The sequence below is a fragment of the Paraburkholderia sp. TE9906 genome (genome assembly GCF_056279605.1).
Map to the genome: position 1 here is coordinate 143,983 of NZ_JBWCCT010000005.1, position 26,038 is coordinate 170,020.

A 26,038-nucleotide genomic window follows, 5' to 3' on the forward strand; every position below is an offset into this window, starting at 1 on the left:
AGTGACGTTGGATTGCGTCGACGGGGCACAGCGCTTCAGCAAGACACATGCCCGAATTGTAGGCGTTTTGGCGGGCCGCGACCCGATTCTCTAGCCGATGTGCAGCCGCAGCAACTCGAACAGCCGCGAACTCGCAAAGAGCAGCAGGCCGATGAAGCCGCCGACGATCGTTCCGTTGATGCGGATGTACTGCAGGTCCTTGCCGATGTTCAGTTCGATCTGCCGCGACATCTCGCGCGAGTCCCAGTTCTTGACGGTATCGCTGATATGACGTGTGAGGAATCGCGCGAAGTCAGGCGCCATGCTGCGCGCCGCGTCTTCGAGGTGGTCGTTCAGCGATTGACGCAGCGCCGGATCGTTCGCGAGTTCGCGGCCCACCCATTGGCCCATGGCGGCGACGCGCGCATGCAACGCGGAATCGGCGCGCTGCAGATCGCGCTTGAGCCACGCGCGCAGTTCGCCCCACATGTCCTTCACATAGTTGCTGAACGCGTCGCCTTCGACCAGATAGCGTTTGAGTTCCTCGCCCTGCTGGAGGAACGCAGGGTCGCTCTTGAGTTTGGCGATCAGCTTCTGCGCGGCTTCGTCGAATTTGTGGCGCAGCTGATGCGTCGGGTTCTCGCTGATCTGTTCGAGCATGCGGTTCACCGCGCTGGCGATGGCGTCGGCGCCTTTCTCGCCGAGCCAGGCGGACGGCAGGATCTTCTCCATCTTCGGATACTCGCTCTTCACCCATTCGACGATGCGCTCGGCGATGAACTCGCGCGCGGGCGGCTCGCGCAGCAGCGTCACCACCTGATGAATGCCCGCATCGAGCAATTCCTGATGACGGCCGTCGCGTGTGAGCGTGTCGAGAATGGCGCCGAGCGATTGCGACAGATCCACTTTCGCGAGCATGTCGCGCAGCGCGTCCTTGATGAAGACCTGGATGCGCACGTCGTCGGTCAGTTCGAGAATGCCGCTCGTCAGCCTGACGACGTAGTCGCCCAGACGCGCGGTATTGGCCGGCTCGCTCAGCCAGCCGGTGATGCTGCGCGCCGGGTCGTGCTTCTGGATCAGGCCGACCAGCGACGGCACGTCGAGGAACTTGTCCTGTACGAACACGGCGAGGTTGTCGGCGATCTTGTGCTTGTTCTTCGGAATGATCGCGGTGTGCGCGGAGACGAGCGGGATCGGCACCCGGCGAAACAGCGCCGCCACCGCGAACCAGTCGGCGAGCGCGCCGACCATCGCGGCCTCGGCGACCGCCTTGATGCCGTCGACCCAGAGGCCGCGCGGCATGAACGCGGTGATCACGAAAACGCAGGCGGCGGCGAGCAGCAATAGCAAGGGCGTGCGCTTGGCCTTCTTCAGTTCGACGGTCTTGTTCATCGGGAACGGGCAATGGGTCCGGTTCGATTGAAATGATGCGGTGCGCTCAAGACACTTAGGGCGCTTTGGGCGCGCGATCGGCAACCGCGAGTGTAGCGCCGCTGACCGGGCGGCGCGCCGTGCAGATGAGGCTCGCTTTGGCGCGCCCGCGCGGTAACATCTGCGGTTAGACTGCGTAGCCGCGCTTGTCGCGCACGCAGTGGCAATGACCCGCAACGCAATGGTAATGAACGCAATGAACACAATGGAGGCGCAGTGATCAGGTTTCTGCACACAGCGGACTGGCAGATCGGCACGCAATTCGGCCAGTTCGAGCCGGACGAGGCGGCACATCTCGCGCAGGCGCGCTTCGACACCGTGCGCCGCATCGCCGACGAAGCGGCCGCGCGCAAGGTCGACGCCGTGCTGGTCGCGGGCGACGTGTTCGATCTGCAAACCGTGTCCGACACGGTGATCCGCCGTTTGTTCGCCGCGTTGCAGGCGTTCTCCGGGCCGTGGATCATGTTGCCGGGCAATCACGACGCCGCGCTGGTGGAAAGCGTGTGGACGCGCGCGCAGCGCCTGAACTGTATCGGCCCGAACGTACGGGTCGTGCTCGAACCCGGCGTGGTGCTGCTCGACGCGTGCCGCACGGCGCTGCTGTGCGCGCCGCTCACACAACGCATCACCTACGACGACACCACCGGCTTCTTCGATAGCGCCGACACGCCACCGGGCTATCACCGCATCGGCCTCGCGCACGGCAGCGTCAGCGGGATTCTGCAGGAGGGCATCGACTCGTCGAATCCGATCGCGCCGACGCGTGCGCTCAGCGCGCGTCTCGACTACCTCGCGCTGGGCGACTGGCACGGCCACCTGCGCGTCGACGAACGCACGTGGTACGCCGGCACGCACGAGCAGGACCGCTTCCGCGCGAACGATCCGGGTTTCATGCTCGACGTCACGCTCGGTGAGCCGGGCGCGTTGCCGCAAGTCGAAGCGGTGCGGGTCGGTCAATATCAATGGCATCGCTGGGACGAAACGATCTCGGTGCCGACCGATGTGGATGCGCTCAAGGCGCGGCTCGCGGCACTGAGCCATCACGACGTGCTGCGTGTGAACGTGACCGGCACGGCCGCGTTGGCCGATGCCGAAGCGCTGCACGTCGCGCTCGAGGAAACCCGTGCGCGCGTGCGGGCGCTGCGTGTCGATCTGAGCGGCCTGCAGGTGCTGCCCACCGCCGACGACCTCGCCGAACTCGGCGCGCAAAGCGGCTACCTCGCGAAAGTGGTGGCGCGGCTGCGCGGCTTGCAGGAAGACCCGCAAGCCGACCCGCAGCAGGTCAAGCGCGCGGCCGAGGCGCTTTTGCTTCTGGCGCGTTTTCAGCGTGAATTGCCGCGCGAAGCGAGGTCCGCATGAAGCTGCAAAGCATTGCGATTCAGGAATTCAAACAGTTCAGCGGACGGCTTGTTATCGACGATCTGCAGCCAGGGCTCAATCTGTTCACCGGACCGAACGAGGCGGGCAAGAGCACCATCGCCGAAGCGGTGCGCGCTGTGTTTCTCGAACGCTACAAGGCCTCGCATCTGAAGGACTTGCTGCCTTGGGGCAAGGCGAGCGGGCAGCCGTCGGTCGAGGTGAGCTTCGAGCTGGACGGCGCCCAATGCAGGCTGTCGAAGCAGTTCGTCACCCGTCAGCGCTGCGAATTGCGCATCGGCCAGGCCGTCTTCGGCGAAGATGAAGCCGAGGACAAGCTCGCGGCCCTGCTCGGTTTTTCGCGCGCCGCACGCGGACCGTTGAAGGCCGAGAACGCGGGCGTGCCGGGGCTTTTGTGGGTGCAGCAAGGCGGCACGCAGGAGGTGCGCGATTCGACGGGGCACGCCGCGCAGTATCTGCGTGATGCGCTGTCGCAATTGTCGGGCGGCAACGAGTCGGCCGGCGAGGATGCGCTGATCGCCGCCGTGCAGCGTGAGTTGCGGCAACTGCTGACGGCGCGCACGCAGAAGTCGACCGGACCCCTCGCCGAAGCCGAAACGACGCTGGCCGCGTTGATTGCGGAGCGCGACGAACTCGAACAGCAGCGCCAGCAGTTCGATGAAAACATCGAACGGCTCGCCACGCAGCAGGAGGCGTTCGACGATACGCAGCGCAAGCGTCCCTGGGAGCTTCACGAACAGAAGGCCGTGCTCGCGCAGCAGCGCGCCGATGCCGCGGCGGAACTCGAACGCAGTCTGCAGGGACTCGCGCAGTCCTTGCAGGTGAGCGAAGCGGAACTCGCGCTGTCGCTGCAACAGGAGCAGGGTGCAGCCGAACTGGAAGCGGCCGTCGCGCGCGAGCGTCAGCAACTTGATGCGGCGCGGGCCAATGTGTCGGCGGCGCAAACCGAGCATGCGCAAGCATCGGGCGGCGTCGCGCAGTTCGAGCAGGCGTTCGCGGAGGCGAGCCGTGCGCTCGAACTGGCGAACGCAGCGGTGACGGTCGCCGATTTGCGCAGCCAGATCGGCTTCTATCGCACCGAGAGCGAGCGGCTCGAAGCGGCGATCGCCGCCGCGGGCAAGGCGAACGACGCGGTGCTCGAAGCCGCGCGCGAGGCGGCCGCGGTTGAAATCGACGAGGCGAAGCGCAAGCGCCTCGCCACGCTCGATGGCGAGCTGACTCTGTTGCGCGCGCGTACCGAAGCGGCGATGACGCGCATCGAGTATCGGTTGAACGGTGCGCTGACGGTCGACGGCGAGCAGCTCACGGGCGAGGGCGTGCTGCGCGTCGACGACGAGAGGTTGATCGGCCTCGGCGAACTCGGTGAATTGCGCGTGATTCCGGGCGTGTCCGATCTGTCCGCGCAGTTGGCCGAACTCGCGTCGCTCGAAGCGCAGCATGCGCAGTTGTTGCAGGCGCTGGGCGTCGCGTCGCTCGGCGAGGCCGAAGCCCGCTACGAAAAGTGGAAGACGCTGGTCGCGCAGCAGAAGAGCCAGGCGAAGATTCTCGACGTGCACGCGCCGCAAGGCATCGACGCGTTGCGTGCCGCGTTGGCGTCAGCGGCGGCGCGCTTGCAGGCATCGAACGAACGGCTCGCGGGCTTGCCCGATGTGTCCGCCGCGCCGCCGCTCGACGAAGCGCGGCGCAACGCGGACATCGCGCGCGATGCGCTGGAGGCCGCGAGAAAAGTGCTGACCCAGGCCGCCGAGAAACGATCGACCGGCATGGCGACCACCGACTCGCTCGCCGCGCAGTTGCAGCGCAAGGAAGCGCAATTGAACGACGACGCCTACCGCCGCAACCGCGCGCGGTGGCAGACGAAAATCGTCGAACAGCGCGTGCAGGTCGACGCGTTGAGGAAGCAGCGCGAGGGCCGCGAGCGCGAACTGGAGGCGGCGCGTCTCGACGATCCGGCGGCGGAGGCGAAGCGTTATCACGCGTCGGCGGAACTCGCGCGCAGCGAGCAGCATGAGCGGCAGGTGCGGATCACGCACCTGCGCAGCCAGCTGGAGACGGTCGGCGCGTCAGGGCTCGGCGAACGTCTCGCGGCGCTCGACGCGCGGGTCGAGCAGGCGACGCGCCGCAAGGACGAACTCGGCTTGCGGGCGAGCGCGTTGAGTCTGCTCGACGAAGTGCTGGTCGACGAACGCGACGCGGCGGTGGCGCAATTGCGCGCGCCGCTCACCGAGCGGCTCGGGCACTATCTGAAGCGGATTTTCCCGCAGTCGACGATTGCGCTCGGCGACGATCTGAGTCCTGCGACGCTGGATCGTCATGGCCGTGCCGATACGCTCGATGCGCTGAGTTTCGGCACGCGCGAGCAGCTCGGCATTCTGACGCGGCTCGCTTATGCCGACTTGCTGAAGGCGTCGGGGCGGCCGACGTTACTGATGCTCGACGACGCTGCCGTGCATACCGATGCGGCGCGGCGTGATGCGATCAAGCGCGCGTTGATCGATGCGGCGACGCGGCATCAGATTCTGGTGTTCACATGTCATCCGGAGTTGTGGGATGACCTGGGGGTGAGGCAGAGGGCGATTGGGGATTTGAGGGTGGGGGGGTAGCGTACGACGCGTTACGTCGTGTTGGGAAAGAGTGAGCCGGCGCGTGCCGACTCACTCGTACCAGCGCGGCGTGTAGACCCACCTGGCACCGTCGATACCACTTCCAAACCTCCGCGTCATCGACGACCCCACGATCACCATCGTCCGCATATCCACATCGGACGAACGCAGTTCACCCAGCGTGAGCGTGCGCAGCGTCCCACCAGGCCGGCCGATATCCCGCCCCAGCACCACCTGGGTCGAGGCCGTGCGATATTCCCGCACGATGTCCAGCGCTTTGTCCAGTTGCCACGGACGCGCGCGGGAAATCGGGTTATAGAACGCCATCACCAGATCGGCTTCGGCCGCGTGCCGCAGACGTGTTTCGATGATCGTCCACGACTTCAGGTTATCGGACAGCGACAGCATGCAGAAATCGTGACCGAGCGGTGCTCCCGCTTGCGCGGCGGTCGCGAGTGCTGCCGATACGCCCGGCACGATCGCCAGTTCGACCGCAGCCCATGCTGCGTCTTGCGATGCTTCGAGCGCTTCGAGCACCGCGGCCGCCATCGCGAACACGCCAGGATCACCCGACGACACCATCACCACCGACCGTCCTTCGCTCGCCAGTTCGAACGCGTGCTGCGCGCGTTGCATTTCCTCGCGATTGTCGGTGCCGTGCACGCGTTGACCGGCGCGCAACGGACCGGCCATTTTCACGTAGGTGTCGTAGCCGAGAATATCGGTGGCTTCGTCGAGCGCCGTGCGGGCGGCGGGCACCATCAGATCGGCGCGGCCAGGGCCGAGGCCGATCACCGTCAGACGGCCGCGTGCGCGGCCAATCGCGGCGGGGTCGATGGCGAGGGGCGCCAATGCCAGCGCAACGCCTGAGGCAATGTCGTCGTGCAGCGTTTCGTGGGGGATGCGCAGTGCGGCGTTTAACAGGTTGGCTGGCGGCTCGCCAACTTCGGGACGGGTTTGCGCGAAGCGCAACGGTACGTTGAAACTGGCGGCGGCTTCGGCAAGCGACGGGTCCGTCATGTCGTCCGGCGAGGCGAGCAACGCGGCAAGCGACAGCGGCGCGAGACCGTGTGCATCGAGCGCCTTACGCACACAGGCGACGATCTCGGCACCCGCACCCGCACCCGCACCCGCACCCGCACCCGCACCCCTCACCGCCGCGACCACACAACGCGGATGAATCACCAGTTCATCCTCACGCCCATCCCACGCGCGCGGCGTCACGCGAATCGCGAGCCGCGCCGAAGCGGAGCGGGGCAATTGCACATCATCGAGCCAAGGCGCGTCGCCTTCGATGCGCGTGCTTTCCCCCGCCAGCAGATCCGAGACGAAACGCTTGCCTTGCCCGATATCGGCCAGCATGTAGCCCTCGGGCGGATTGAGTACGCAGGTGCCGAAGCGCAACTCGCCGCTCGTCGTAATCGCAGGCGGCACGGCCAATGCGGCGGCGATCTCGCGCGCCATCACGTTGGCGCCGGTCAGTCCGCCGAGCAACGGCACGACCGCGCTGCCGTCCTCGGCGACGGCGAGCACCGGCGGCTCGACGCCCTTGTTCGACAGCAACGGCGCGACGCAGCGAATCACGATACCGGCCGCGCACAACGCGACGATCGGCGTGCCACGCGCATACAGATCACGCAGATGCGCGCCGAGTTCGGTGTAGGACACGTCGGCTTCGACGCGTCCCTGCAAGCCGTGCACCTGGCAGCCTGCGCCAGCGGGGCGATCCACACCGGCCGCACCCTCGGCATACAACGCCTGAATCCTTCGCGCCGTGTCCAACGCCCCCGCGCCGAGAATCACGATCGCGGGCGCGCTCATCCTTGCCATTTTTCCCCCGGCACGACCAGCAGCGAAAAATACGGCGACGCCATCGGATCGACTTCGGCGAGCGGCACGATGCGTTGATTGCCCATCGTCGCGCGTTCGACGTACAGCGCGCGCTGCGCGAGGCCGAGTTCGCCGAGCACGCGCCGCACCTTGTCGAAATTGCGGCCGAGCTTCATCACGACGGCGGCGTCGGCATCGGCGAGACGGCGGCGCAATTCGTCCTCGGGCAGCACGCCCGAGAGCACCGACAGACTTTGATTGCGATACACGAGCGGCGCGCCGAGCACCGCCGCGCCGCCGAGCATCGAGCACACGCCGGGCACCACTTCGCTCTCGTAGCGCGCCGCGAGCCGATCGTGCAGATACATGTACGAGCCGTAAAAGAACGGATCGCCTTCGCAGATCACGGCGACGTCGCGGCCCGCATCGAGATGACCGGCGACGATCTCGGCGGCGGTGTCGTAGAAGTCGGCGATGATCGCCTCGTACGAGAGCGGTGGTTCGAGCGCTTCGGTCGTGACCGGATAGATGAGCGGCAGATGGGCCTGAGCCTCATGCAAATGCGCCTCGATAATGCCGAACGCGTTGCCTTTCTTCCCCTTCGCGACGAAGTACGCGACCACCGGCGCGGCCTTCAGCAAGCGCAGCGCCTTCAGCGTGATGAGTTCCGGGTCGCCGGGGCCGACGCCGAGTCCGAACAGTCGTCCTTGCGCGCTCATTTATTCGACCTCCGTCGCCAGTGCGTTGACGGCGGCAGCGGCCATCGCGCTGCCGCCGCGCCGGCCATGCACCACCACGTAGGGCACGCCGCGGCTGTCCCCGGCGAGCATCGCTTTCGATTCGGCCGCGCCGACGAAGCCCACCGGAAAGCCGAGAATCAACGCGGGTTTCGGCGCGCCGGCATCGAGCATGTCGAGCAGATGGAACAGCGCGGTCGGCGCATTGCCGATCACGACGACACTACCGGCGAGTTGCGGACGCCACAATTCGAGCGCGGCGGCCGAGCGCGTATTGCCGAGTTCGCGCGCGAGCGCCGGCACGTCCGGATGCGTGAGCGTGCAGATCACGTCGTTGTTTGCGGGCAGTCGCGCGCGCGTGATGCCCTGCGCGACCATGCCGGCGTCGCACAGAATCGGCGCGCCTTGCGCGAGCGCCGTGCGGCCCGCGGTGCCCGCGTGCGCGGAAAACTGCAGCGCGTCGATCACGTCGACCATCCCGCACGCGTGGATCACGCGCACCGCGAGTTTTTCGAGGTCGGCGGGGATGCGCGACAGGTCGGCTTCCGCGCGGATCGTCGCGAAAGATTGGCGATAGATCTCCTGACCGTCGCGAATGTAATCAAGCATCTGTGTTACTCCGGGCGAGGCGTTCGAGCGTATCGGCGGCCTGTGCGATCGTCAGTTGGTGCGCGACGCAGTGGCCGAAGCCGGCTCGGCCGTCGCGTCGATAAAGGTCATAGAGGCCGGGGGCGGCGGCCAGCAGCGTGTACGGCGCGCAATGCGCGGCGGCGCACGAGCGCGTGCAGCCGCTCAGGTGCACGTCGACGTCGGCGGGCAGCAGGGCGGCGAGGCGCAGCGCGTCGGCTTTGGTGTCGGCGAGGCCTTTGGCGCAACCGCTCGAACCGGCGCACGCGATCAAACGCGTGATGGGTTGTGCGGCATCGCAGGCGAGGCCCAGGGCGTTCAGTTCGGCCAGCGCGACGGGCAGTGCGTGCGTCGGAATGTCGGGCAGCAGCACGCTTTGCCAGGGCGTCGCGCGCAGCGTGCCGTTGCCGTGGCGTTGCGCGAGCGCGGCGAGGCCGTGCAGCGTGGCGGCGTCGAGGCGGCCGAGCGGCGGCTGGCCGCCCACGTGCCACATGCCGGTTTCGCGTTGAGCGTGGGCGCCGAGACGGAGCGCGGCATCGGCTGTGGTGCTGCGGCGCCATTCGGTGAGCGAGGCGTCGCGTGACAGCGGGAAGTCGACGTAGCGTTGGGCGTGCTGCAACAGTGCGTCGGCGGAATGCGTGGCGAGCAGGTCGCGCATGCGGAGGGCGTCGGCTGGTGCGAGGTCGAGGAACGTATGCAGCAGCGCGCGCACGAGCGCGGGGACTTGCGAGGGGAGGACGGCGGCCAGGGGGGGGTGGCTGTGAGTGTGCGCGGAGGAGTCGGCGCGTGAGATGCGCGTGGTCGTGTTGCCGGTCGGCGTGGCCGGGAGCGGAGGGACAGGAACGACAACACCCGCGGCCGCATGGGTTCGCGCGTTCGTAGCCGCGTCAGCTTTTGCACCTGCACCTGCATCGTCGCACGTAACCGCGTTTGCGTTCTCCTGCGCCTCGACACCCGGACACCCGGCGAAACCGAACACGAACCGCACACCATCATGGCTCAAAGTCGCCGCGAGCCACACATCGTGTGGATGATCGACCCTCGCCAGACGCTCGCCGCCATCCAGCAGCAGCGCGAATTTCGGCGACAGCGCCGCAAAGCGCATTTCGCTTTGCAGCAGCGTGAGCAACTCCGCGCATAGCGGTGTGGTGTCGATCAACGCAAACGGATCGCGTCCCGCAGCGGGGCTGATCATCACGTTGCGCACGTCGTCCGCGGCGCTCATGACGACGGCATTCGAAGCGTGGTTTGCGTGCTTTGCACCTGCTGGGTCCGCGCCACTCGCCGTAGCGGTGTTCGCCACGTCGGCCGCGTTCGCGCCTGGCCGAGGCATCGTCATCGGCCCAAGCCCGGCCTCGACCAGCGCCGCGATCAACGCCGCTTCGTGCCCCGCGCGCACGCCACGCACCTGCAGGTTCGCCCGATTGGTCAACTCGATCACGCCCGCCGCGTGCCGCGTGCTCGCATCGGCAATCACTTGCGCCTCGTCCGCATTCAACTCGCCGCCCGGCAGCTTGATCCGGCAGATGCCACCATCACGCGCGGCGACGATGCGCAGCAGCCCCGGACATGCCGATGGCCGCGGCGTCGAAGCCGCGTGGAGCAAGGCAGTGGAGGGCGAAGCTTGAGTCAAGACGGACACCGGTTTAGCGTCGCGCGACGGCCCGAGCAAGCCGCAAGGCGGATTGCTGCGGCATCGGTACACCCCGCCCGATGTTGGCTGGCACGAACAGTCTCGCCGGCAGGTCTCCTGGCTGGCAGGTCATCGTCCACCGCAGCCTTCCCGGTCAAACCAGTGGCGCGTAGCGCAGGCGGACTCGCTGCATACAGTTGCGGGGGCAGCCACAGTGGCACTGTGTTCCCTCTTCGGCCCCGAAGGGCACCGGCGGCTGTATTATGCCTTTTTTCGAACCGCGCAACGAGGCTGGACGCTTTGACCGGCGTGGCGCGGCGCATTGATTGAAGACACAGAATGAGGATGGTGGCATGCCGGCGTGGCTGACCGTGGTGGGCATTGGCGATGACGGCTTCGCCGGTTTGGGGCGGCCCGCGCGGCGTGCGTTGCTGACGGCGTCGGTGGTGTACGGCGGCGAGCGTCATCTGGCGATGCTGCCCGCGCGCCTCGCCGCGCGCCGCGCCGCGTGGCCGCGTCCGTTCGATCTCGCGCCGCTGCTCGCCGAACGCGACGGCGCCGTGTGCGTGCTGGCGAGCGGCGATCCGATGCTGTTCGGCGTCGGCGCGATGCTGGCCCGGCAGTTGCCTGCGCAAGAGTTGCGCGTGCTGCCTGCGCCGTCGTCGTTGTCGCTCGCGGCCGCGCGGCTCGGCTGGCCGTTGCAGGACGTCGCGACAGTGTCGCTGGTGGGCCGTCCGTTGGCGACGCTGAATGCGTATCTGCACGACGGCGCGCGCGTGTTCGTGCTGAGCGCGGACGGGCACACGCCCGCGACGCTCGCCGGCGTGCTGAACGCACGCGGCTTCGGCGCGACGCGGATGAGCGTGCTCGAACATCTTGGCGGCGAACGCGAGCGCCGCATCGACGCTCGTGCGGATCAGTGGAGCGCGGGCGAGTTGGCCGCGCTGAATCTGATCGCGCTCGAATGCCGGGCGACGGTGGGCGCGCCGCGTTTGCCGCTGACCTGCGGCTTGCCCGACGAGGCATTCCGTCACGACGGCCAGTTGACCAAGCGCGACGTGCGCGCGATCACGCTCGCGCGCCTCGCGCCGACGCCCGGCGAATTGCTGTGGGACGTGGGCGCGGGCAGCGGTTCGATCGGTATCGAATGGATGCGCGCGCATCCCGCTTGCCGCGCGATCGCGATCGAAGCGCGTGTGGAGCGACAGGGCTTCATCGAACACAACCGCGACGCGCTGGGCGTGCCTGGGCTGCAACTCGTCGCGGGCCGCGCGCCTGCTGCGCTGGATGGCTTGCCGGTGCCGGATGCGGTGTTCATCGGCGGCGGGGTGACGGTGCCGGGTGTGCTGGACGCGTGTTGGGCGCGTTTGCGCGACGGTGGACGGCTGGTGGCCAATGCAGTCACGTTGCAGGGCGAGGCGGCGCTGGTTGCGTGGCGCGAGCGGTATGGCGGCACGCTCACGCGTATCGCGCTCGCGGACGCGCAACCGCTCGGCGGCTTCGATACGTGGCGGCAGGCGTTGCCGATCACGTTGCTCGAAGTGACCAAAGCGGCTCGCGGCAACGGCGAGGCAAACGGCGTGCGGGCAACGGAGAGTGGCGGCGGTGAAATTGCCATGAATGGTGCGAACGCCGGAGACGGCACGAGCGGCACGAGCGGCACGAGCGGCACGAGCAATACGAGCAATACGAGCAATACGAACAGCACGAACAGCACGAACAGCACGAACAGCACCACCGCCCATCACTCCGCTTCACCCCGCCAACCGTAATGCGCGAAGAATCCCCCGAACACGCCGCGCCGCTGCGTAGCGGCTACACGACCGGCAGTTGCGCCACGGCGACGTCGCTCGCGGCGGCGCGTCTGCTGCTCGCGGGCGTGGTCAGCGAGGTCGCGGAGATCGTGTTGCCGAAAGGCCAGCATGTGCCGATGCCGCTCGTGTTCTGCCGCCTGCTCGCCGCCGGCGCTGACGGCGCCGAAGCAGGCACCATCAAGGATGCCGGCGACGACCCCGACGTGACCCACGGCGCGCTCGTGTTCGCTCGCGTGCGCCTGATCCCCGAGCCGGAGGTCGTTTTTCGCGCCGGACCGGGCGTCGGCACGGTGACGCGCGCGGGCCTCACGCTGCCGGTCGGCGAGCCGGCGATCAATCCCGTCCCGCGCAAAATGATGACCGACCATCTGACCGACCTCGCGGCCGAGCACGCGTATCGCGGCGGCTTCGAGGTGACGATTGGCGTTGAAGGCGGCGAAGAGCTCGCGCTGAAAACGATGAACCCGCGCTTAGGCATACTCGGCGGCCTGTCGATTCTCGGCACGACGGGCATCGTGCGGCCGTTCTCGTGCTCGGCGTATATCGCGTCGATCCATCAGGGGATCGACGTCGCGCGCGCCAACGGCTACACGCATCTGGCCGCCTGCACCGGCAACGCGAGCGAAGACGCGATGCGCGCGCGTTATGCTCTTCCGGATATCGCGCTGATCGAGATGGGCGACTTCGTCGGCGCGGTGCTCAAGCATATGAAACGCGCGCCGGTCGACCGGCTCAGCATTTGCGGCGGGTTCGGCAAACTCAGCAAGCTGGCGGCGGGCCATCTCGACTTGCATAGCCGCCATTCGAGCATCGATCTCGAACGGCTCGCGACGTGGGCCGCGGAGCAGGGCGCCGATCCCGCCTTACAGACGGCGATTCGCGCGGCCAACACGAGTCAGCAGGCAGTGGCGCTCGCGCACGCGCAGCAGGTGCCGCTCGGCGATATCGTCTGCGGGCACGCGTTGGCGGTGGCGCGCGCGATCGTGCCGCCGCAGGTGAATGTCGAGATGTTCGCGATCGACCGCCAGGGCGTTGTGATTGGAGCGGCGCGATGATGCGGGTCCTGTTGCTCGGCGGCACCGGCGACGCGTTGAAGATCGCGCGCCAACTTGGCGCCGCGCACGTGTACAGTCTCGCGGGTCTCGGCAAGGTGCCGGACGATCTCGCGTGCACGGTGCGCGTCGGCGGCTTCGGCGGCAGCGAGGGCCTCGCACGTTACATCGCAAGCGAACGGATCGGCCTCGTGATCGACGCGACGCATCCCTACGCCGCGCGCATCAGCGCAAACGCGTTCGGCGCGTGCCGCGCGGCGGGCGTGCCATGCTGGGCGCTGCGTCGTCCGGGCTGGCAGCCGCAAGCCGGCGACGACTGGCGCATGGTCGGCGACTGGAACGAGCTGATCGCCGCGCTAACGCCGTTCAGGCGACCGCTCTTCACACTCGGCCGTGAGCCGCTTGCACATCTCGACGAGATTCCGCCGCGGCAGTTCTGGACGGTGCGCTGCCTCGATTCGCAGCCGGACACCGCGCGCTCGCGCATCCTCGCGGCGCGCGGCCCGTTCAGCCTCGAAGGGGAGCGCGCGCTTTTCGCACTGCAAGCGTTCGACGTGGTGGTCAGCAAGAACAGCGGCGGCAGCGCGACCGAAGCGAAGCTGGAGGTCGCGCGTGAACGCGGCTTGCCGGTCATCATGTTGCGTCGTCCGGCGTTGCCGCAGGTCGATCGGGAATTCGACAGCATCGCCGGTTTGCTCGATGCGTTACGCGCTCATCGGGTGCCGCTGCGAGCCGAACAGCACGCCCCCGGCGCCACGGGCAATTGAATCATTGGAGTCTTGAATGACGGTGTTTTTTATCGGTGCGGGTCCTGGCGACCCGGAACTGATCACGGTGAAAGGGCAGCGCCTCGTGCGCAATTGTCCGGTGATCCTGTACGCGGGTTCGCTGGTGCCGGCCGCGGTACTCGAAGGTCACAGCGCGGAGCAGGTCGTCAACACGGCCGAGCTCGACCTCGATCAGATCGTCGCGTTGCTGAGGGCCGCGCATGACAAAGGGCGGGACGTGGCGCGCGTGCATTCCGGCGATCCGTCGCTGTACGGCGCGATCGGCGAACAGATTCGCCGCTTGCGCGAGTTGCGCATTCCATACGAGATCGTGCCTGGCGTGACCGCAACGGCTGCGTGCGCGGCGGCGCTCGGTTGCGAACTCACGCTGCCGGATGTGTCGCAGACGCTGATTCTCACGCGCTACGCGAGCAAGACGACAATGCCCGAGGGCGAACAGCTCGCCGACCTCGCCCGGCATCGCGCGACGATGGCGATTCATCTCGGTGTGCGGCATCTCGCGCGCATCGTCGATGAATTGCGCCCGCATTACGGCGGCGCGTGTCCGATCGCGGTGATCTATCGCGCGAGCTGGCCGGATGAAGAGAAGATCACCGGCACGCTCGACGACATCGTGAGCAAAGTGCAATCGAGCGCGATCGAGCGGACCGCGCTGATTCTGGTCGGCGAGGTGCTGGCCGCCGAAGGTTTCGCGGACTCCACGCTGTACGCGAAGGGCGGTTGATCGGCATGCGTGCGCCAAGCCCATCCGTGAAGGTTTGCATCACGGACAGGCTTGCGAAGATAGTCGAACTAGTGAGCCAATTCGGGCTGCCGCGTCGCCAGCTTCGCACGCAAGGCCTTCGCCGCCCGCACCATATTCGTCAACGCCGCTTCGGTCTCGGGCCAGCCGCGCGTCTTCAGGCCGCAATCCGGATTGACCCACAGGCGCTCGGCCGGGATCACTTCGCACGCGCGCTCCAGGAGCCGCAGCATCGCGTCCGCGCCCGGCACGCGCGGCGAGTGGATGTCGTAGACGCCCGGACCGATTTCGTTCGGATACGCGAACTCGCCGAAACCGTCGAGCAGTTCCATCGCCGAGCGCGAGGTTTCGATGGTGATCACGTCGGCGTCCATCGCGGCGATCGAGGGCAGGATGTCGTTGAATTCCGAATAGCACATATGTGTGTGAATCTGCGTCCGGTCGCCGACGCCGGCCGCCGAGATCCTGAACACACGCGTCGCCCAGTCGAGGTACGCGGCCCAATCGCTTTTGCGCAATGGCAGGCCTTCACGAAACGCCGGTTCGTCGATCTGGATGATGCGGATGCCGGCCTTCTCCAGATCCACTACCTCGTCGCGGATCGCCAGGGCGAGTTGCAACGCGGTAGCCGAGCGCGGCTGGTCGTCGCGCACGAACGACCACTGCAGCATCGTCACCGGGCCGGTCAGCATGCCTTTCATCACGCGCGGCGTGAGCGATTGCGCGTAACGGGTGGTGTCGACGGTAATCGGTTCCGGGCGATAGACGTCGCCGTAAATGATCGGCGGCTTCACGCAGCGTGAGCCGTAGCTCTGCACCCAGCCGTTTTCCGTGAACGCATAGCCCCACAACTGCTCGCCGAAATATTCGACCATGTCGTTACGTTCGGCCTCGCCATGCACGAGCACGTCGAGTCCCAACGCTTCCTGCCTGCGCACGGCGAATTCGATCTCGGCGCGCATGCGCTGCAGGTAGTCGAGTGCACGCAATTCGCCGCGTTTGTAGGCGGCGCGCGCCTGACGGATCGACGCCGTTTGCGGAAACGAGCCGATCGTGGTGGTCGGCAGCAACGGCAGGTCGAGCGCTTCGCGCTGCAGGCGATTGCGATCGGCGAACGGGCTATGGCGTTGCGCCATCGCGTCACTCACGGCGGCCACGCGTTTTTGCACCAGCGCATTCACGACCGCGCTCGAATGACGGCGTGCGTCGAGCGCGAGGTCGGCGGCGGCGAGCGCCGGCTCGGCCGCTGCGGAGTCGCGTAATGCAAGCGCGAGCGTGCTGACTTCGTCGAGTTTTTCAGTGGCGAACGCGAGCCAGGATTTCAGATCGGCGGCGAGCTTGTTTTCGGCGGCGAGCGAGACGGGCACGTGCAGCAACGAGCATGACGGTGCGATCCACAAACGATCGCCCCATTCGGCATGCAGCTCACGCAACGATTCGACAATGGCGCGCAGATCGGCGCGCCAGATATTGCGTCCGTCGATCACCCCCGCCGACAACACCGCATGCGAGGGTAACGCCGCGCGCCACACGTCGAGCTGTTGCGGCGCACGCACGAGGTCGAGATGCACGCCCGCAATGGGCAAGCGGGCCACACGCTGGGCGTGTTCCGCTGCGGTGTCGAAGCAGGTGGCCAGCAGCACTTTCACTTCCGACGTGCCGAGCACGTCATACACGGCAGAGAATGCTTCGAGCCACGCTGCGGGCAGATCGGCGCACAAGGCCGGCTCGTCAAGCTGGACCCATTCGATGCCGCGCTGCTTGAGCTTCTCCAGAATGCGGCTGTAGCGGTTGACGAGCTTCGGCAGCAACGACAGGCGGTCAAAACCCGGCACATGACTCTTCGACAGCCACAGGTACGTGATCGGCCCGATCAACACCGGCTTGACCGGCACGTTCAGTGCGAGCGCTTCGTCGAGTTCGTCGAACAGCCACTCGACGCCGCCGTCGAACGAGGTCTGCGCGCTGAGTTCGGGGACCAGGTAGTGGTAGTTCGTGTCGAACCACTTGGTCATTTCCATCGCCGGCTGCGCGGCGTTGCCGCGGGCGAGTTCGTAGTACTGCGCGAGCGATAGCCTGCCCGCGTCAAAGCCGAAACGCTCCGGCAATGCGCCAAGCAGTGCGCTCAACGTGAGCATCTGGTCGTAATAGGCGAAGTCGCCGACGGTGATGAAATCCAATCCGGCGTCCTGCTGCAGGCGCCAATGGCGCGCGCGCAACTGACGCGCGAGCTCACGCAATTCGGATTCGCCGGTTTCGCCGCGCCAGAACGATTCCTGCGCGAATTTGAGTTCCCGCTGCGCGCCGATGCGCGGAAAGCCGGAGATGTGCGTGCGGGCCATGTGAAGTCCTCTTGTGCGTGGTGTGCGTTGTGATGAATTGGCGCTCAGTGTGAAAGTCGCGCTATGATTCATCAAGCGACATGTTTTCACCAATGTATGAGCCATATTCATATCCGGAAAAATTCTTCCCGCACGGAGCCCCAGCATGCTTGAGCTTCGTCACCTGCGTTCGCTCATCGCGATCGCCGATTCCGGCAAGCTGGTTGCCGCTGCCGAACGCGTTCATCTAAGCCAGTCCGCGCTGTCGCATCAGATCCGCGATATCGAGGCGCACTACGAGGTGTCGCTATTCGAGCGCACCCGGCAAGGCCTGCGCTTCACGGCGGCGGGCGAGCGGCTGCTGGCGCTCGGCCGTGAGACGATCGCGGCGCTCAGCGCGGCGGAGCGTGATCTCGTGCGCCTGAAGGGCGACACGCGCGGCGAATTGCGCATCGTGCTCGAATGCCATACCTGTTTCGACTGGCTGATGCCGGTGATGGACGAATTCCGCCGGCGCTGGCCCGAGGTCGAGGTTGACCTCGTCGCGGGTTTTCATGCGGACCCGCTGCGTCTGCTGAGCGACGCGCGCGCCGACGTGGTGATCGGCTCGAAGCCGGCCACGCGGCGCAGCCTGCATATCGCGCCGCTATTCCGTTTCGAGATTCTGGTGGTGATGGCCAACGAGCACCGGCTGCGCAACAAGCGCCGCGTAGTCGCGGACGATCTGCGCGACGAGACGCTGATTACCTATCCCGTGCCCGAGGCGCGCATCGACCTGATCCGCGAAGTGCTCGAGCCCGCCGGCATCAAGCTCGAACGACGCACGGCCGAGCTGACCATCGCGATCATGCAACTGGTGGCGAGCCGCCGCGGCATCGCGGCGCTGCCGAATTGGGGCGTGAAGAATTACGTCGATCACGACTACGTGCAGGCCAAGCGGGTCGGCAAGCAGGGCTTGTGGAGCGAACTGTACGCGGTGGCCGCGAAGGGCTTCGCGAGCCGGCCTTACTTCGGCGATTTCGTCTCGATCGTGCGGGACACGTGCGCGGCGCAACTGGATGGCATCGAGTTGCTGACGCCCGAAGGGGCGGCGGGCTAAGGGGGCGTTGCACGCACGGCGGCGTGCAATCGGGCTGGCGCGGCAAGCTTGCACCCGCCGCGCGCACCATCCATCCGTGCTGTCAATCCTCGAGCGGCGACAACGCCTCGAGCGGCATCTTCTTCTCCGAACCGATGTGAATCGCCGGCACGAACGCGAGCAGCGCCACCACGAAGATCGCGATCACGAAGATCGAAACGAACGTCAGATGCAGCGACTGGTGCAACACCAGACGGATCATGTCGCTATCGCCGAGGCTCGCCACCTGATTCTGCAGCAGCGCTTTCAACTGGTCCGACGTGACCACCGCCGTGCCCTGCGAATGACTGAGCCCGAAGTTGAGTACCGCGCCGAACAGCGTCGCGCCGAGCGTGCTGCCGAGATTGCGCGAAAAGATATTCGACGCAGTGGCGCTGCCGCGTTCATCCGTCTTGACGATTTCCTGGATCAGCACCAGCGAACTGACGCTCGACGTACCCATGCCGAAGCCCATGATCAGCGAGCCGAATGCGGCGATCAGCGGCGAGCCGCCCGGCGACAGGAACAGTAGCAGGGCAGCGCCGAGCGGCACGAACGCGCTGCCGCCGATCAGGATGCGCCGCAAGCCGAGGCGGTGGAACGACTTCGCCGCGAGCGTCGCGCCGGTGGGCCAGCCGACCATCATCATCGTGAGCGCGAGACCGGCGACCACCGGCGAGCGATGCAGCACACCCTGCACGTACATCGGCAGGAAGGTGGTCGCGCCCATCAGGATCATGCCGGACAACAGGGTCGAGCCGTTGCACGCGGCAATCGGCCGGCGGCTCCAGAGCGCGAACGAGATCATCGGCTCGGCGGCGCGACGCTCCTGCCGCACGAAGAACAGCACGCACAGCAGGAAGGCGCCGCCCGCGAGCGATGCCTTGGCGAGTTCGTCGTCGCCCGCGTAAGTCAGCGCCATCATCAACGCGGCGATCGCGGCCATGAACAATGCCGCGCCGCCGAAATCGATCGACGGCCGCGCGTGCCGCTCCGATTCGCGCAGGAACGCAATGAAACCCGCAGCCGATGCGAGGCCGATCGGCACGTTCATCCAGAAGATCCACGCCCACGACAGGTTGTGAATGATGAAGCCGCCGACCATCGGCCCGACCACCGCCGACACCGCCCATACGCTGGCGAGATAGCCTTGCACCTTGCCGCGTTCGCGCGCCGGATAGAGATCGGCGACGATGGTCAGCGTGACCGGCTGGATCGCGCCCGCGCCGATGCCTTGTATCAGGCGGAACACGATCATGGCCGGCATCGACCACGCGAAGCCGGCGAGCACCGAGCCGAGCAGGAAGATCGCGATGCCGGCGAGCATCACCGGTTTGCGGCCGTACAGGTCGGCGAGCTTGCCGAACACCACGGTCATCGCGGTTTGCGTGAGCAGGAACGACGAGAAGACCCAACTGTACAGATGCAGGTCGCCGAGTTGCGTGACGATCTGCGGCATCGCGGTGGAGACGATGGTGGCTTCGATGGCGACCATCGCCATGGAAGCCATGACGGCGGCAATGACTAAAGCGCGCGACGATTGAGGGCTGCGGGACATGGAGGCGTTAGTATCGGGGTGTTGGGCGCGTCTGACGGCTTTGCAGGAGGCTTGCCGCGACGCATCAGCGCGGCCGCACGTGGCGGCCGATGTGGAGTATGCACCTTACGGAGAATGCGCGCTCGCCGCGGCACGCTGCGTGAAGACGCCAGCGGCTTGGCACAGGGTTTGCGCGTTCGAAGTTCACTTTCGACACATGGAGGATCATTATGAGGATCGAATTCACCGGACGCCGCGAAGTGGTGGCGGCGACGCGCGTCGCCTTCGAGGCCAATGTGGACGGGGCGGACGTCTGGTGCAGCGTGTCGCTGGATGCGCTGAACGACCATTTCGGCAACGGCGGCCCGTCGGCCCACGAACTGGTGGGCACTTTCGAGGCAAACCGTGCGCGGATTGAAAATGCTACGCGGCGGGTCCTCGAAAAGAACGGCGGTCGTTCGGTCGAACTGGAAACCGGCGATTTTAATTAGGTTTCGATGAGGTTTCTATCGAGGCCGCGTCGGTTGCGGAAATCCGGATAGCAAAAAGCCCGGCGCTTGCGCGCCGGGCTTTGTTATCCGGTGAGCCGGCAAGTCGTGCGCGGGACTGTGGTGGGCGCGCATGCCTACGGCGCAGCGGCACATCTTCGATCAACGATCCTATCGGCGACTTCTCCAGATCCGACAACAATCCCTTCGACACGTGGCCATTATTCTATGAAGAAGCGGCGCCTATATTGAGTTCAGCGGTCGCGCAACATGTCATTCGCAGCACCGCGGACCATCAATTACTGGAGCTTATTTTTATCATGAAGTCCTTGATCAAGGCTGTTGTCGTCGTCGCGTCCATCGCCGCATCGGCCACCGTTTTTGCGCAATCGAATACCCGCATCACGCGCGAACAGGTACGTGCGGAACTGGTTCAGCTCGAACAGGCCGGCTACCGCGTCGGCGACGGCGATCAGACCCATTACCCCGAAGCGGTTCAGGCGGCGCAAGCCCGCATTGCCGCGCGGAACAGCAGCGCGAGCGCTTATGGCGGCAGCGTCGCGGGTTCGTCGCAAAGCGGCCGGCCAGCGGTGTCGGCGGCTGACTGGAATGCGATGTATAGCCGTTGATTCAATGCGCCGCACGCTGCCGCGCGGTACGCGATGAAGCGCATCGGCGACTGGCGCCACGTGTCCCGGATTCGCGCCGCGGTGTAACGGACCCTTCCAGCGCCACGTATATATCCGCTGCGTCGACGCAGGTACAGTAGTCATGCACGCACGACTTCCGGTGTGCGAGCGAGAGAGTTGGCCCCGGCTGGAAACAGCCGGGGTTTTTTTCTGATGCCGCGAACGGTGCGCAGGGTTCATCATGAAGGCGCGCCAGTTCGGATTCTTTTTTCTGTTCCTCACTTTGGATATCCGGCACAGGCGTACACGTCGGTTGGACGCAGCCCGCCTTGGGCGGCTACGGTATAGTCACGCCAATCGATAGCACACATGCGGCGGCTCGCCCGCGCATGCACGGCGAACGCAATCCCCGATTGTCTGGAGAACATCGTGCAGGAAATCATCAAAGGGTTCATCCGCTTTCAACGCGACGTCTTTCCGCAGCAGATCGCGTTGTTCAAGCGTTTGTCGGCGGCGCAAAGTCCGAGCACGCTTTTCGTGACCTGCTCGGACAGTCGCGTGGTTCCCGAGTTGCTCACCCAGGTGGAGCCGGGCGCGCTGTTCGTGATTCGAAACGCCGGCAACATCGTGCCGTCCTACGGTCCGGAACCGGGCGGGGTGTCGGCCACCGTCGAGTACGCGGTAGCGGTGCTGGGCGTGCGCGATATCGTGATTTGCGGCCACTCTAACTGCGGCGCGATGACCGCGATCTCGACCTGCATGAATCTCGATCATCTGCCGGCGGTGGCAGGCTGGCTGCGTCACGCGGATGCAGCCAAGGCGGTGAACGCGTCACGCACCTATGATTCGGACGCCGAACGCCTCGATGCGCTGGTCAAGGACAACGTGATCGCGCAGCTCGGCAATATCCGCACGCATCCTTCGGTGGCCGTCGGACTCGCCAATAAGACCTTGCAATTGCATGGCTGGATTTTCCAGATCGAAACCGGTGTGATGCTCGCGCTCGATGGGCGCACCGGCGAATTCCTGCCGCTTGTCGATAACCCGGAAATTTACGCGGGCTAAGGCGTGGGTGGCGTGTGATGTTCCGATGCCGGGTCGGCCCCGTGGGTGCGGAGACAAAGGCGGCTATGACGTCGCATCGAAAACCCTTTAGTGCCCTGTAGCGTCGCGGGAATTCATCCCGGTTGCAACCGCGTCTGCCTGTTGCCGATGTTGGCACAGGCGGCACGCCTCTAATCCCTTCACGCGGCGAAGCACCGAAACGCCAGGCTGATGCGCGGCTCGCTCACGCCCGGCCGCTTGGGAATGCCGTGCTCATGCGTGAACTGGGCCGCATAACTCATGACGAGACAACTGCCCGCCTCCAGATCGACATGGAGCACCCGGCCTGCGCCCACCTTCGGACGGATCGACATCCGGCGGCTCGCGCCGAGCGAGATGATCGCGATCGGCTGCGCAGGCACCAGCCGCTCGGTCTTGTCGCTGTGGAGCGCGACGCTGTCGCTGCCGTCGCGATACAGATTGAGGCCGACGCGATTGAACGGCGCGCCGACGAGTGCGCGCACGGCCTCGAATGCCTCGCCCAACGGCGCTGGCAGGTCGGCTGATTCGCGCAAAAACGTGGCGAGCAGACGCGGTACGGCGACTTCGCGCTCGTACATCATGCGTTGCTGGCTGATCCAGCCGATGTTCTGAAGCGCCTCGTCGAACCACCGCTGCGCGATGGCGGCTGGCACTGCGGCGGGCAGGTAGCGGATGCCGCCTTCCTGATCGTGGAGAACGGACACGGGCTCGGGGGCGAACAGGCTTGGCTGGGACACCATGGCGAGGTTGGGTGGGCGGGGCGGTCAGGGCATTTCATTATACTGTGTTTTTATACAGTGTTTTGGGGCTGTCTTGCCGAACGGCTTATCCGCACGGGTCGCTCACGCGGGCGCGGGCATGGCTCGACGACCACAAATGGCAGCGTCTGCCCGCTTCATGGCCACCGCAGCACACGTGCCACACGCATTTCTTCAAATGGCGCCGTGACGGCGTGCTTACGTGGATTGCCGAAGAACTCGATATTCCCGACGAATCGCTTTGCGCGGTTCCGGCGTCGTCAAAATAACAGGGGTTGTGGCAATGGGCCGTGCCGACAACCGATCCCGCTGAGTGTTCGATTAGCCTTGACTCGCGGCCAGCGCATGCAGCTTCTGCAGTTCCGAACGGCGCCAGTCCGCCGGCGTCATGCCCATGTGCTGAGTAAAAGCGCGCCTGAATGCAGCCACGGATTTGTAGCCGACGGTCTCGGCCACGACCTCGGTGGAAACGCCGGTTTTTTTCAGTTCATTCGCAGCCAACGCCATGCGGACATCGGTCAACAATTCATTCGGCGAGCGTCCTACCTTTTCCTGAAAGTGGCGAATCAGCGTCGCGCGCGACATGCTGCAAAGGTCGGCCAACGTCGACAGCGTCCACGCACCGGCCGGGTCGCCGAATAGGGCCGCGAGTGCGGGGACGAGGCGAGGATGTCCAGCGAGAGCCAGCAGTCCGGTCGGCGCTTCGTCGGACTCGCTGGCCATGCGCAGGGCGAGCGCGAAAAGAGCCGCGGATAGCGCGTTCATCATCGCGTAGCCCCCAAGATTGCCTACGTTCGATTCCCCTCGCATCAGCGCCACGAGACCGTTCAGTTGCGCAGACGTGCCGTCGGCATCCTCGACGCTCGACGTTCGGATCACGAGCCGCGTCGGCAGATAGGCACGAATAAACCGGTCATGAGGCGGCGCCAGAACGATGCGGCCGCAAAGCATGTCGAGACGCTCGCCGGTCCCTGTGTTTTCGCTAATGGTCAGGTTCAAGCCTTCGTGCTGACGCGCACGCTTCGGCCGCGCGCCGCTGCCGTCATGAAGAATGTGCGCGGAGCCGTGCGGAAACATCACGATGTCGCCGGCGCGAAGATCTTGCGGCTTGCCAATGCCGGGCGTCTCCAGGATACCGGAGCCGCTGAGCACGATGTGATAGGGCATCTCGCCGGCATCCGAGTCGCCGTAGATGACTTGCCAGGGAGCGCCATACAGGCAGCGCAGTTCCAGCTGACCGCGCACGGTCATCATGCCGAGCAGACGGCTGAGCCAATCCAGGGGAGGTGACATGTTTTGCCTCGATTGATACTTTCGAGCATGATATTGACAATTTGCGGACTCAACAAGCTCACGGGACGTCCCTAAAGTGGAGGCTCCTAACCACCACTGAGTGAGGTCCATCATGAGCCGCATCGCCATCCCTGCTGTGACGAACGCCACTGGCGCGACCGCCGAGGTCTACGCACAAGTCCGCAAAATCGCGGGAGGAAGTGTGCCTAATCTGTTCGCGGCGCTCGGTCATCTCGCGCCCGCAACCTTGAGCGCCGCGTTGAATGCCGAAGGCGCACTGGCAGCCAGCGGTCTGAGCAAGGCGGATCTGGAAACGATCAAGCTGCTGGTCAGCGAGCAGACAGGTTGTGACTACTGTGTGGCCGCACACGCCATGCTGGGGAAGATGGCTGGCCTTTCGCCCGAAGCGCTGAAGCAGATTCGCGCAGGCGAGGCGACCGGCGATGCGAGGCGCGATGCGCTTATCCACTTCGTGCTGAATCTGCAGACGACGCGAGGCACGATCAGCGAAAGCGAATTCGCCGCGATTCGCGCGGCCGGCTATAGCGACACGCAACTGGCCGAAATCTCGCTGGCGATCGCCATGACGATTTTCACCAACACGTTCAACCGCATCAACGACACCGACGTCGATTTTCCGCCGGTGAAGTGACATCGGCGTTGGCGGGCGGTACATCGCGCAGCGACGTGCCGCCCGCTACGTCTAAGTCCTCAGACAGCGGCCCGGATCGCTGCTGCGCTGTACTAACTAACCTGTAGATGAATAGGAGAATGTGATGTCCCAAGTCGAACATGTCGATACGTTGATTCTCGGCAGTGGCCAGGGTGGCAAGCTGCTGGCGTGGCATCTGGCCCGATCGGGGCAACGCGTGGCCGTGGTCGAACGGCAGTGGGTAGGTGGCTCCTGTCCGGCCGTCGCCTGTCTGCCGAGCAAGAACGAAATCTGGAGCGCGCGTGTTGCGCATCTGACGCGACATGCCGGTCAGTTCGGTACGACGACCGGTCCTGTGTCGATCGATATGGCGAGGGTGCGCGAGCGCAAGCGCGGCATGATCGAAAGAGAAGCGGCGTTTCACGTAGAGGCGTATGCGTCGAGCGGCGCTGAACTGATCATGGGCCGTGGTCGTTTTGTCGGACCGAAGACGATCGAGGTCCAGCTCAACGAGGGTGACACGCGTACGCTCAGCGGTGACCAGGTGGTGGTGAACGTCGGCACGCACGCCGCGATTCCCGATCTGCCGGGGCTACGCGCGTCAGAGCCGTTGACCCATATCGGCGCGTTGGACCTCGACTATGCGCCGGCGCATCTCGTCGTGCTCGGCGGCGGCTATATCGGCATCGAGATGGCGCAGGCGTATCGCCGCTTTGGCAGCCGCGTGACCATCGTCGAGCGTGGTTCCCGGCTGATGGGTCGTGAGGACCCGGACGTTAGCGAGGAGATGTATCGCATTCTCCGCGCGGAGGGGATCGATATTGTGCTGGGCGCCGAAACGATCAGCGTCGAAGGCCGATCGGGAACGCACGTGCGCGTTGTCGTGCGCACGGGTTCGGGAGACCGGACGATCGACGGCAGTGACATTCTCGTTGCGGCAGGCCGCGTGCCGAACACGGCGGACATCGGCCTCGTGCAGGCGGGCATCGAACTCGACGAGCGCGGTTACATCCGCGTGAACGACCGGTTGCAGGCGTCGGCGCCCGACGTGTGGGCGATCGGCGAAGTCGCGGGCAGTCCGCAGTTCACGCACGTATCGGTCGATGACTTCAGGATCGTGCGCGACAACCTGGCCGGCGGAAATCGCAGAACGACCGACCGTCTGGTTCCATACACGCTATTCACCGATCCGCCGCTTGCGCGCGTGGGCTTGAGCGAAAGCGATGCGCAGCGTCACGGCGTCGCTGTGCGCGTCGCGACACTGCCGATGAGCAATGTGCTGCGAACCGAAGCCACCGACGAAACGCAGGGCTTCATGAAGGTTCTCGTCGGTGCGAACGATGACCGCATCCTGGGCTTCACGATGATCGGCTCGGAAGCGGGAGAGGTGATGGCGGCGATGCAAACTGCGATGCTCGCTGGGCTTCCGTATCAGACGCTCCGTGATGCGGTCATCTCGCATCTGACTTTTGCCGAGGGGTTTGGGCCGCTGCTGTCGAAAGTGCCTGCGAGAGCGGTGGAATAGGGGCTATTTAGCGGTTGGG

21 protein-coding genes and 1 riboswitch are annotated in these 26,038 nt (G+C 65.7%); of the genes, 12 read left to right on the forward strand and 9 right to left on the reverse strand.

All coding sequences use genetic code 11. The features are described 5' to 3' along the window. Positions 1–90: 90 nt before the first annotated feature. Entirely contained in the window at positions 91–1,371 is a 1,281-nt protein-coding gene (locus tag ACZ9H4_RS14725) for a DUF445 domain-containing protein (RefSeq protein ID WP_408144995.1), read from the reverse strand. 255 nt (positions 1,372–1,626) lie between these two features. Here ACZ9H4_RS14725 and ACZ9H4_RS14730 point away from each other — a divergent pair, with 255 nt between their 5' ends. Both ACZ9H4_RS14730 and ACZ9H4_RS14735 read left to right on the forward strand, forming a co-directional pair. Continuing rightward, a complete protein-coding gene (locus ACZ9H4_RS14730) occupies positions 1,627–2,769 on the forward strand; it encodes a metallophosphoesterase family protein (RefSeq protein WP_408153255.1) in 1,143 nt (380 codons plus the stop codon). Then, positions 2,766–5,390 carry an AAA family ATPase gene (locus tag ACZ9H4_RS14735; protein ID WP_476119342.1) on the forward strand — a complete coding sequence of 875 codons (2,625 nt, stop codon included), beginning with the start codon at positions 2,766–2,768 and terminating at the stop codon, positions 5,388–5,390. Before ACZ9H4_RS14730 ends, ACZ9H4_RS14735 begins: the two co-directional genes overlap by 4 nt. Before the next feature lie 51 nt (positions 5,391–5,441). Here the strand turns inward: ACZ9H4_RS14735 and cobJ are convergent, their stop codons facing one another. From cobJ to ACZ9H4_RS14755, 4 genes are read right to left on the reverse strand one after another with little or no spacing between them, the layout of a single operon-like run. Continuing rightward, the gene (gene cobJ / locus ACZ9H4_RS14740; protein ID WP_476119834.1) at positions 5,442–7,211 is read right to left on the reverse strand and encodes a precorrin-3B C(17)-methyltransferase; all 1,770 of its coding nucleotides are present in this window, start codon (positions 7,209–7,211) and stop codon (positions 5,442–5,444) included. Continuing rightward, positions 7,208–7,939 carry a precorrin-2 C(20)-methyltransferase gene (locus ACZ9H4_RS14745; RefSeq protein ID WP_408145007.1) on the reverse strand — a complete coding sequence of 244 codons (732 nt, stop codon included), beginning with the start codon at positions 7,937–7,939 and terminating at the stop codon, positions 7,208–7,210. The genes cobJ and ACZ9H4_RS14745 overlap by 4 nt, the downstream gene beginning before the upstream one ends. Continuing rightward, positions 7,940–8,566, reverse strand: a complete 627-nt coding sequence (locus ACZ9H4_RS14750) for a precorrin-8X methylmutase (RefSeq protein WP_476119343.1) — start codon at positions 8,564–8,566, stop codon at positions 7,940–7,942. Next, entirely contained in the window at positions 8,559–10,226 is a 1,668-nt protein-coding gene (locus ACZ9H4_RS14755; RefSeq protein ID WP_476119344.1) for a precorrin-3B synthase, read from the reverse strand. Before ACZ9H4_RS14755 ends, ACZ9H4_RS14750 begins: the two co-directional genes overlap by 8 nt. Before the next feature lie 81 nt (positions 10,227–10,307). Then, a riboswitch (cobalamin riboswitch) is annotated at positions 10,308–10,486 on the reverse strand. Between the two features lie 84 nt (positions 10,487–10,570). Here ACZ9H4_RS14755 and cbiE point away from each other — a divergent pair. The 4 genes from cbiE to cobM are packed head-to-tail and all read left to right on the forward strand — an operon-like array spanning position 10,571 to position 14,595. After that, positions 10,571–11,989 carry a precorrin-6y C5,15-methyltransferase (decarboxylating) subunit CbiE gene (gene cbiE, locus ACZ9H4_RS14760; RefSeq protein WP_476119836.1) on the forward strand — a complete coding sequence of 473 codons (1,419 nt, stop codon included), beginning with the start codon at positions 10,571–10,573 and terminating at the stop codon, positions 11,987–11,989. Continuing rightward, a complete protein-coding gene (locus tag ACZ9H4_RS14765; protein WP_408150179.1) occupies positions 11,989–13,086 on the forward strand; it encodes a cobalt-precorrin-5B (C(1))-methyltransferase in 1,098 nt (365 codons plus the stop codon). The genes cbiE and ACZ9H4_RS14765 overlap by 1 nt, the downstream gene beginning before the upstream one ends. Further along, positions 13,083–13,850, forward strand: a complete 768-nt coding sequence (locus tag ACZ9H4_RS14770; RefSeq protein ID WP_408153261.1) for a cobalt-precorrin-6A reductase — start codon at positions 13,083–13,085, stop codon at positions 13,848–13,850. Before ACZ9H4_RS14765 ends, ACZ9H4_RS14770 begins: the two co-directional genes overlap by 4 nt. A gap of 16 nt (positions 13,851–13,866) precedes the next feature. After that, complete coding sequence (cobM, locus tag ACZ9H4_RS14775; protein WP_476119345.1) at positions 13,867–14,595, forward strand: precorrin-4 C(11)-methyltransferase; 729 nt, start codon at positions 13,867–13,869, stop codon at positions 14,593–14,595. 68 nt (positions 14,596–14,663) lie between these two features. On the opposite strand, the gene metE is transcribed toward cobM, so the two are convergent. After that, positions 14,664–16,955 carry a 5-methyltetrahydropteroyltriglutamate--homocysteine S-methyltransferase gene (gene metE / locus ACZ9H4_RS14780; RefSeq protein ID WP_476119346.1) on the reverse strand — a complete coding sequence of 764 codons (2,292 nt, stop codon included), beginning with the start codon at positions 16,953–16,955 and terminating at the stop codon, positions 14,664–14,666. 145 nt (positions 16,956–17,100) lie between these two features. Here metE and ACZ9H4_RS14785 point away from each other — a divergent pair, with 145 nt between their 5' ends. Then, complete coding sequence (locus ACZ9H4_RS14785; RefSeq protein ID WP_408150170.1) at positions 17,101–18,033, forward strand: LysR family transcriptional regulator; 933 nt, start codon at positions 17,101–17,103, stop codon at positions 18,031–18,033. 82 nt (positions 18,034–18,115) lie between these two features. On the opposite strand, the gene ACZ9H4_RS14790 is transcribed toward ACZ9H4_RS14785, so the two are convergent. Continuing rightward, a complete protein-coding gene (locus ACZ9H4_RS14790; RefSeq protein ID WP_476119347.1) occupies positions 18,116–19,609 on the reverse strand; it encodes an MDR family MFS transporter in 1,494 nt (497 codons plus the stop codon). 209 nt (positions 19,610–19,818) lie between these two features. Here ACZ9H4_RS14790 and ACZ9H4_RS14795 point away from each other — a divergent pair, with 209 nt between their 5' ends. The 3 genes from ACZ9H4_RS14795 (at position 19,819) to ACZ9H4_RS14805 (ending at position 21,770) form a co-directional block, all read left to right on the forward strand. Beyond that, complete coding sequence (locus ACZ9H4_RS14795) at positions 19,819–20,079, forward strand: DUF1488 family protein (protein WP_476119348.1); 261 nt, start codon at positions 19,819–19,821, stop codon at positions 20,077–20,079. A gap of 317 nt (positions 20,080–20,396) precedes the next feature. Beyond that, complete coding sequence (locus ACZ9H4_RS14800) at positions 20,397–20,705, forward strand: DUF4148 domain-containing protein (RefSeq protein ID WP_408150165.1); 309 nt, start codon at positions 20,397–20,399, stop codon at positions 20,703–20,705. Positions 20,706–21,134: 429 nt separating this feature from the next. After that, the gene (locus tag ACZ9H4_RS14805) at positions 21,135–21,770 is read left to right on the forward strand and encodes a carbonic anhydrase (RefSeq protein ID WP_168664147.1); all 636 of its coding nucleotides are present in this window, start codon (positions 21,135–21,137) and stop codon (positions 21,768–21,770) included. Between the two features lie 179 nt (positions 21,771–21,949). On the opposite strand, the gene ACZ9H4_RS14810 is transcribed toward ACZ9H4_RS14805, so the two are convergent. Together ACZ9H4_RS14810 and ACZ9H4_RS14815 are read right to left on the reverse strand one after the other, a co-directional pair. Next, positions 21,950–22,531 carry an alpha-ketoglutarate-dependent dioxygenase AlkB family protein gene (locus ACZ9H4_RS14810; RefSeq protein ID WP_408153264.1) on the reverse strand — a complete coding sequence of 194 codons (582 nt, stop codon included), beginning with the start codon at positions 22,529–22,531 and terminating at the stop codon, positions 21,950–21,952. A gap of 339 nt (positions 22,532–22,870) precedes the next feature. Further along, positions 22,871–23,842: an AraC family transcriptional regulator gene (locus ACZ9H4_RS14815; protein WP_408150177.1), complete on the reverse strand. Its 972-nt coding sequence runs from the start codon at positions 23,840–23,842 to the stop codon at positions 22,871–22,873. A 112-nt stretch (positions 23,843–23,954) separates the two neighbouring features. Here ACZ9H4_RS14815 and ACZ9H4_RS14820 point away from each other — a divergent pair, with 112 nt between their 5' ends. Next, entirely contained in the window at positions 23,955–24,494 is a 540-nt protein-coding gene (locus tag ACZ9H4_RS14820; protein ID WP_476119349.1) for a carboxymuconolactone decarboxylase family protein, read from the forward strand. Positions 24,495–24,618: 124 nt separating this feature from the next. Further along, positions 24,619–26,019: a mercuric reductase gene (locus tag ACZ9H4_RS14825; RefSeq protein ID WP_476119350.1), complete on the forward strand. Its 1,401-nt coding sequence runs from the start codon at positions 24,619–24,621 to the stop codon at positions 26,017–26,019. Positions 26,020–26,038: the final 19 nt, after the last annotated feature.

What these genes read in the sequence shown, in the direction of transcription:
- ACZ9H4_RS14725 (WP_408144995.1), bottom strand. Translation starts at nt 1,371, where the DNA reads ATGAACAAGACCGTCGAACTGAAGAAGGCCAAGCGCACGCCCTTGCTA.
- ACZ9H4_RS14735 (WP_476119342.1), top strand. Translation starts at nt 2,766, where the DNA reads ATGAAGCTGCAAAGCATTGCGATTCAGGAATTCAAACAGTTCAGCGGA.
- cobJ (WP_476119834.1), bottom strand. Translation starts at nt 7,211, where the DNA reads ATGAGCGCGCCCGCGATCGTGATTCTCGGCGCGGGGGCGTTGGACACG.
- ACZ9H4_RS14745 (WP_408145007.1), bottom strand. Translation starts at nt 7,939, where the DNA reads ATGAGCGCGCAAGGACGACTGTTCGGACTCGGCGTCGGCCCCGGCGAC.
- ACZ9H4_RS14750 (WP_476119343.1), bottom strand. Translation starts at nt 8,566, where the DNA reads ATGCTTGATTACATTCGCGACGGTCAGGAGATCTATCGCCAATCTTTC.
- cbiE (WP_476119836.1), top strand. Translation starts at nt 10,571, where the DNA reads ATGCCGGCGTGGCTGACCGTGGTGGGCATTGGCGATGACGGCTTCGCC.
- ACZ9H4_RS14765 (WP_408150179.1), top strand. Translation starts at nt 11,989, where the DNA reads ATGCGCGAAGAATCCCCCGAACACGCCGCGCCGCTGCGTAGCGGCTAC.
- ACZ9H4_RS14770 (WP_408153261.1), top strand. Translation starts at nt 13,083, where the DNA reads ATGATGCGGGTCCTGTTGCTCGGCGGCACCGGCGACGCGTTGAAGATC.
- cobM (WP_476119345.1), top strand. Translation starts at nt 13,867, where the DNA reads ATGACGGTGTTTTTTATCGGTGCGGGTCCTGGCGACCCGGAACTGATC.
- metE (WP_476119346.1), bottom strand. Translation starts at nt 16,955, where the DNA reads ATGGCCCGCACGCACATCTCCGGCTTTCCGCGCATCGGCGCGCAGCGG.
- ACZ9H4_RS14785 (WP_408150170.1), top strand. Translation starts at nt 17,101, where the DNA reads ATGCTTGAGCTTCGTCACCTGCGTTCGCTCATCGCGATCGCCGATTCC.
- ACZ9H4_RS14790 (WP_476119347.1), bottom strand. Translation starts at nt 19,609, where the DNA reads ATGTCCCGCAGCCCTCAATCGTCGCGCGCTTTAGTCATTGCCGCCGTC.
- ACZ9H4_RS14795 (WP_476119348.1), top strand. Translation starts at nt 19,819, where the DNA reads ATGAGGATCGAATTCACCGGACGCCGCGAAGTGGTGGCGGCGACGCGC.
- ACZ9H4_RS14800 (WP_408150165.1), top strand. Translation starts at nt 20,397, where the DNA reads ATGAAGTCCTTGATCAAGGCTGTTGTCGTCGTCGCGTCCATCGCCGCA.
- ACZ9H4_RS14810 (WP_408153264.1), bottom strand. Translation starts at nt 22,531, where the DNA reads ATGGTGTCCCAGCCAAGCCTGTTCGCCCCCGAGCCCGTGTCCGTTCTC.
- ACZ9H4_RS14815 (WP_408150177.1), bottom strand. Translation starts at nt 23,842, where the DNA reads ATGTCACCTCCCCTGGATTGGCTCAGCCGTCTGCTCGGCATGATGACC.
- ACZ9H4_RS14820 (WP_476119349.1), top strand. Translation starts at nt 23,955, where the DNA reads ATGAGCCGCATCGCCATCCCTGCTGTGACGAACGCCACTGGCGCGACC.
- ACZ9H4_RS14825 (WP_476119350.1), top strand. Translation starts at nt 24,619, where the DNA reads ATGTCCCAAGTCGAACATGTCGATACGTTGATTCTCGGCAGTGGCCAG.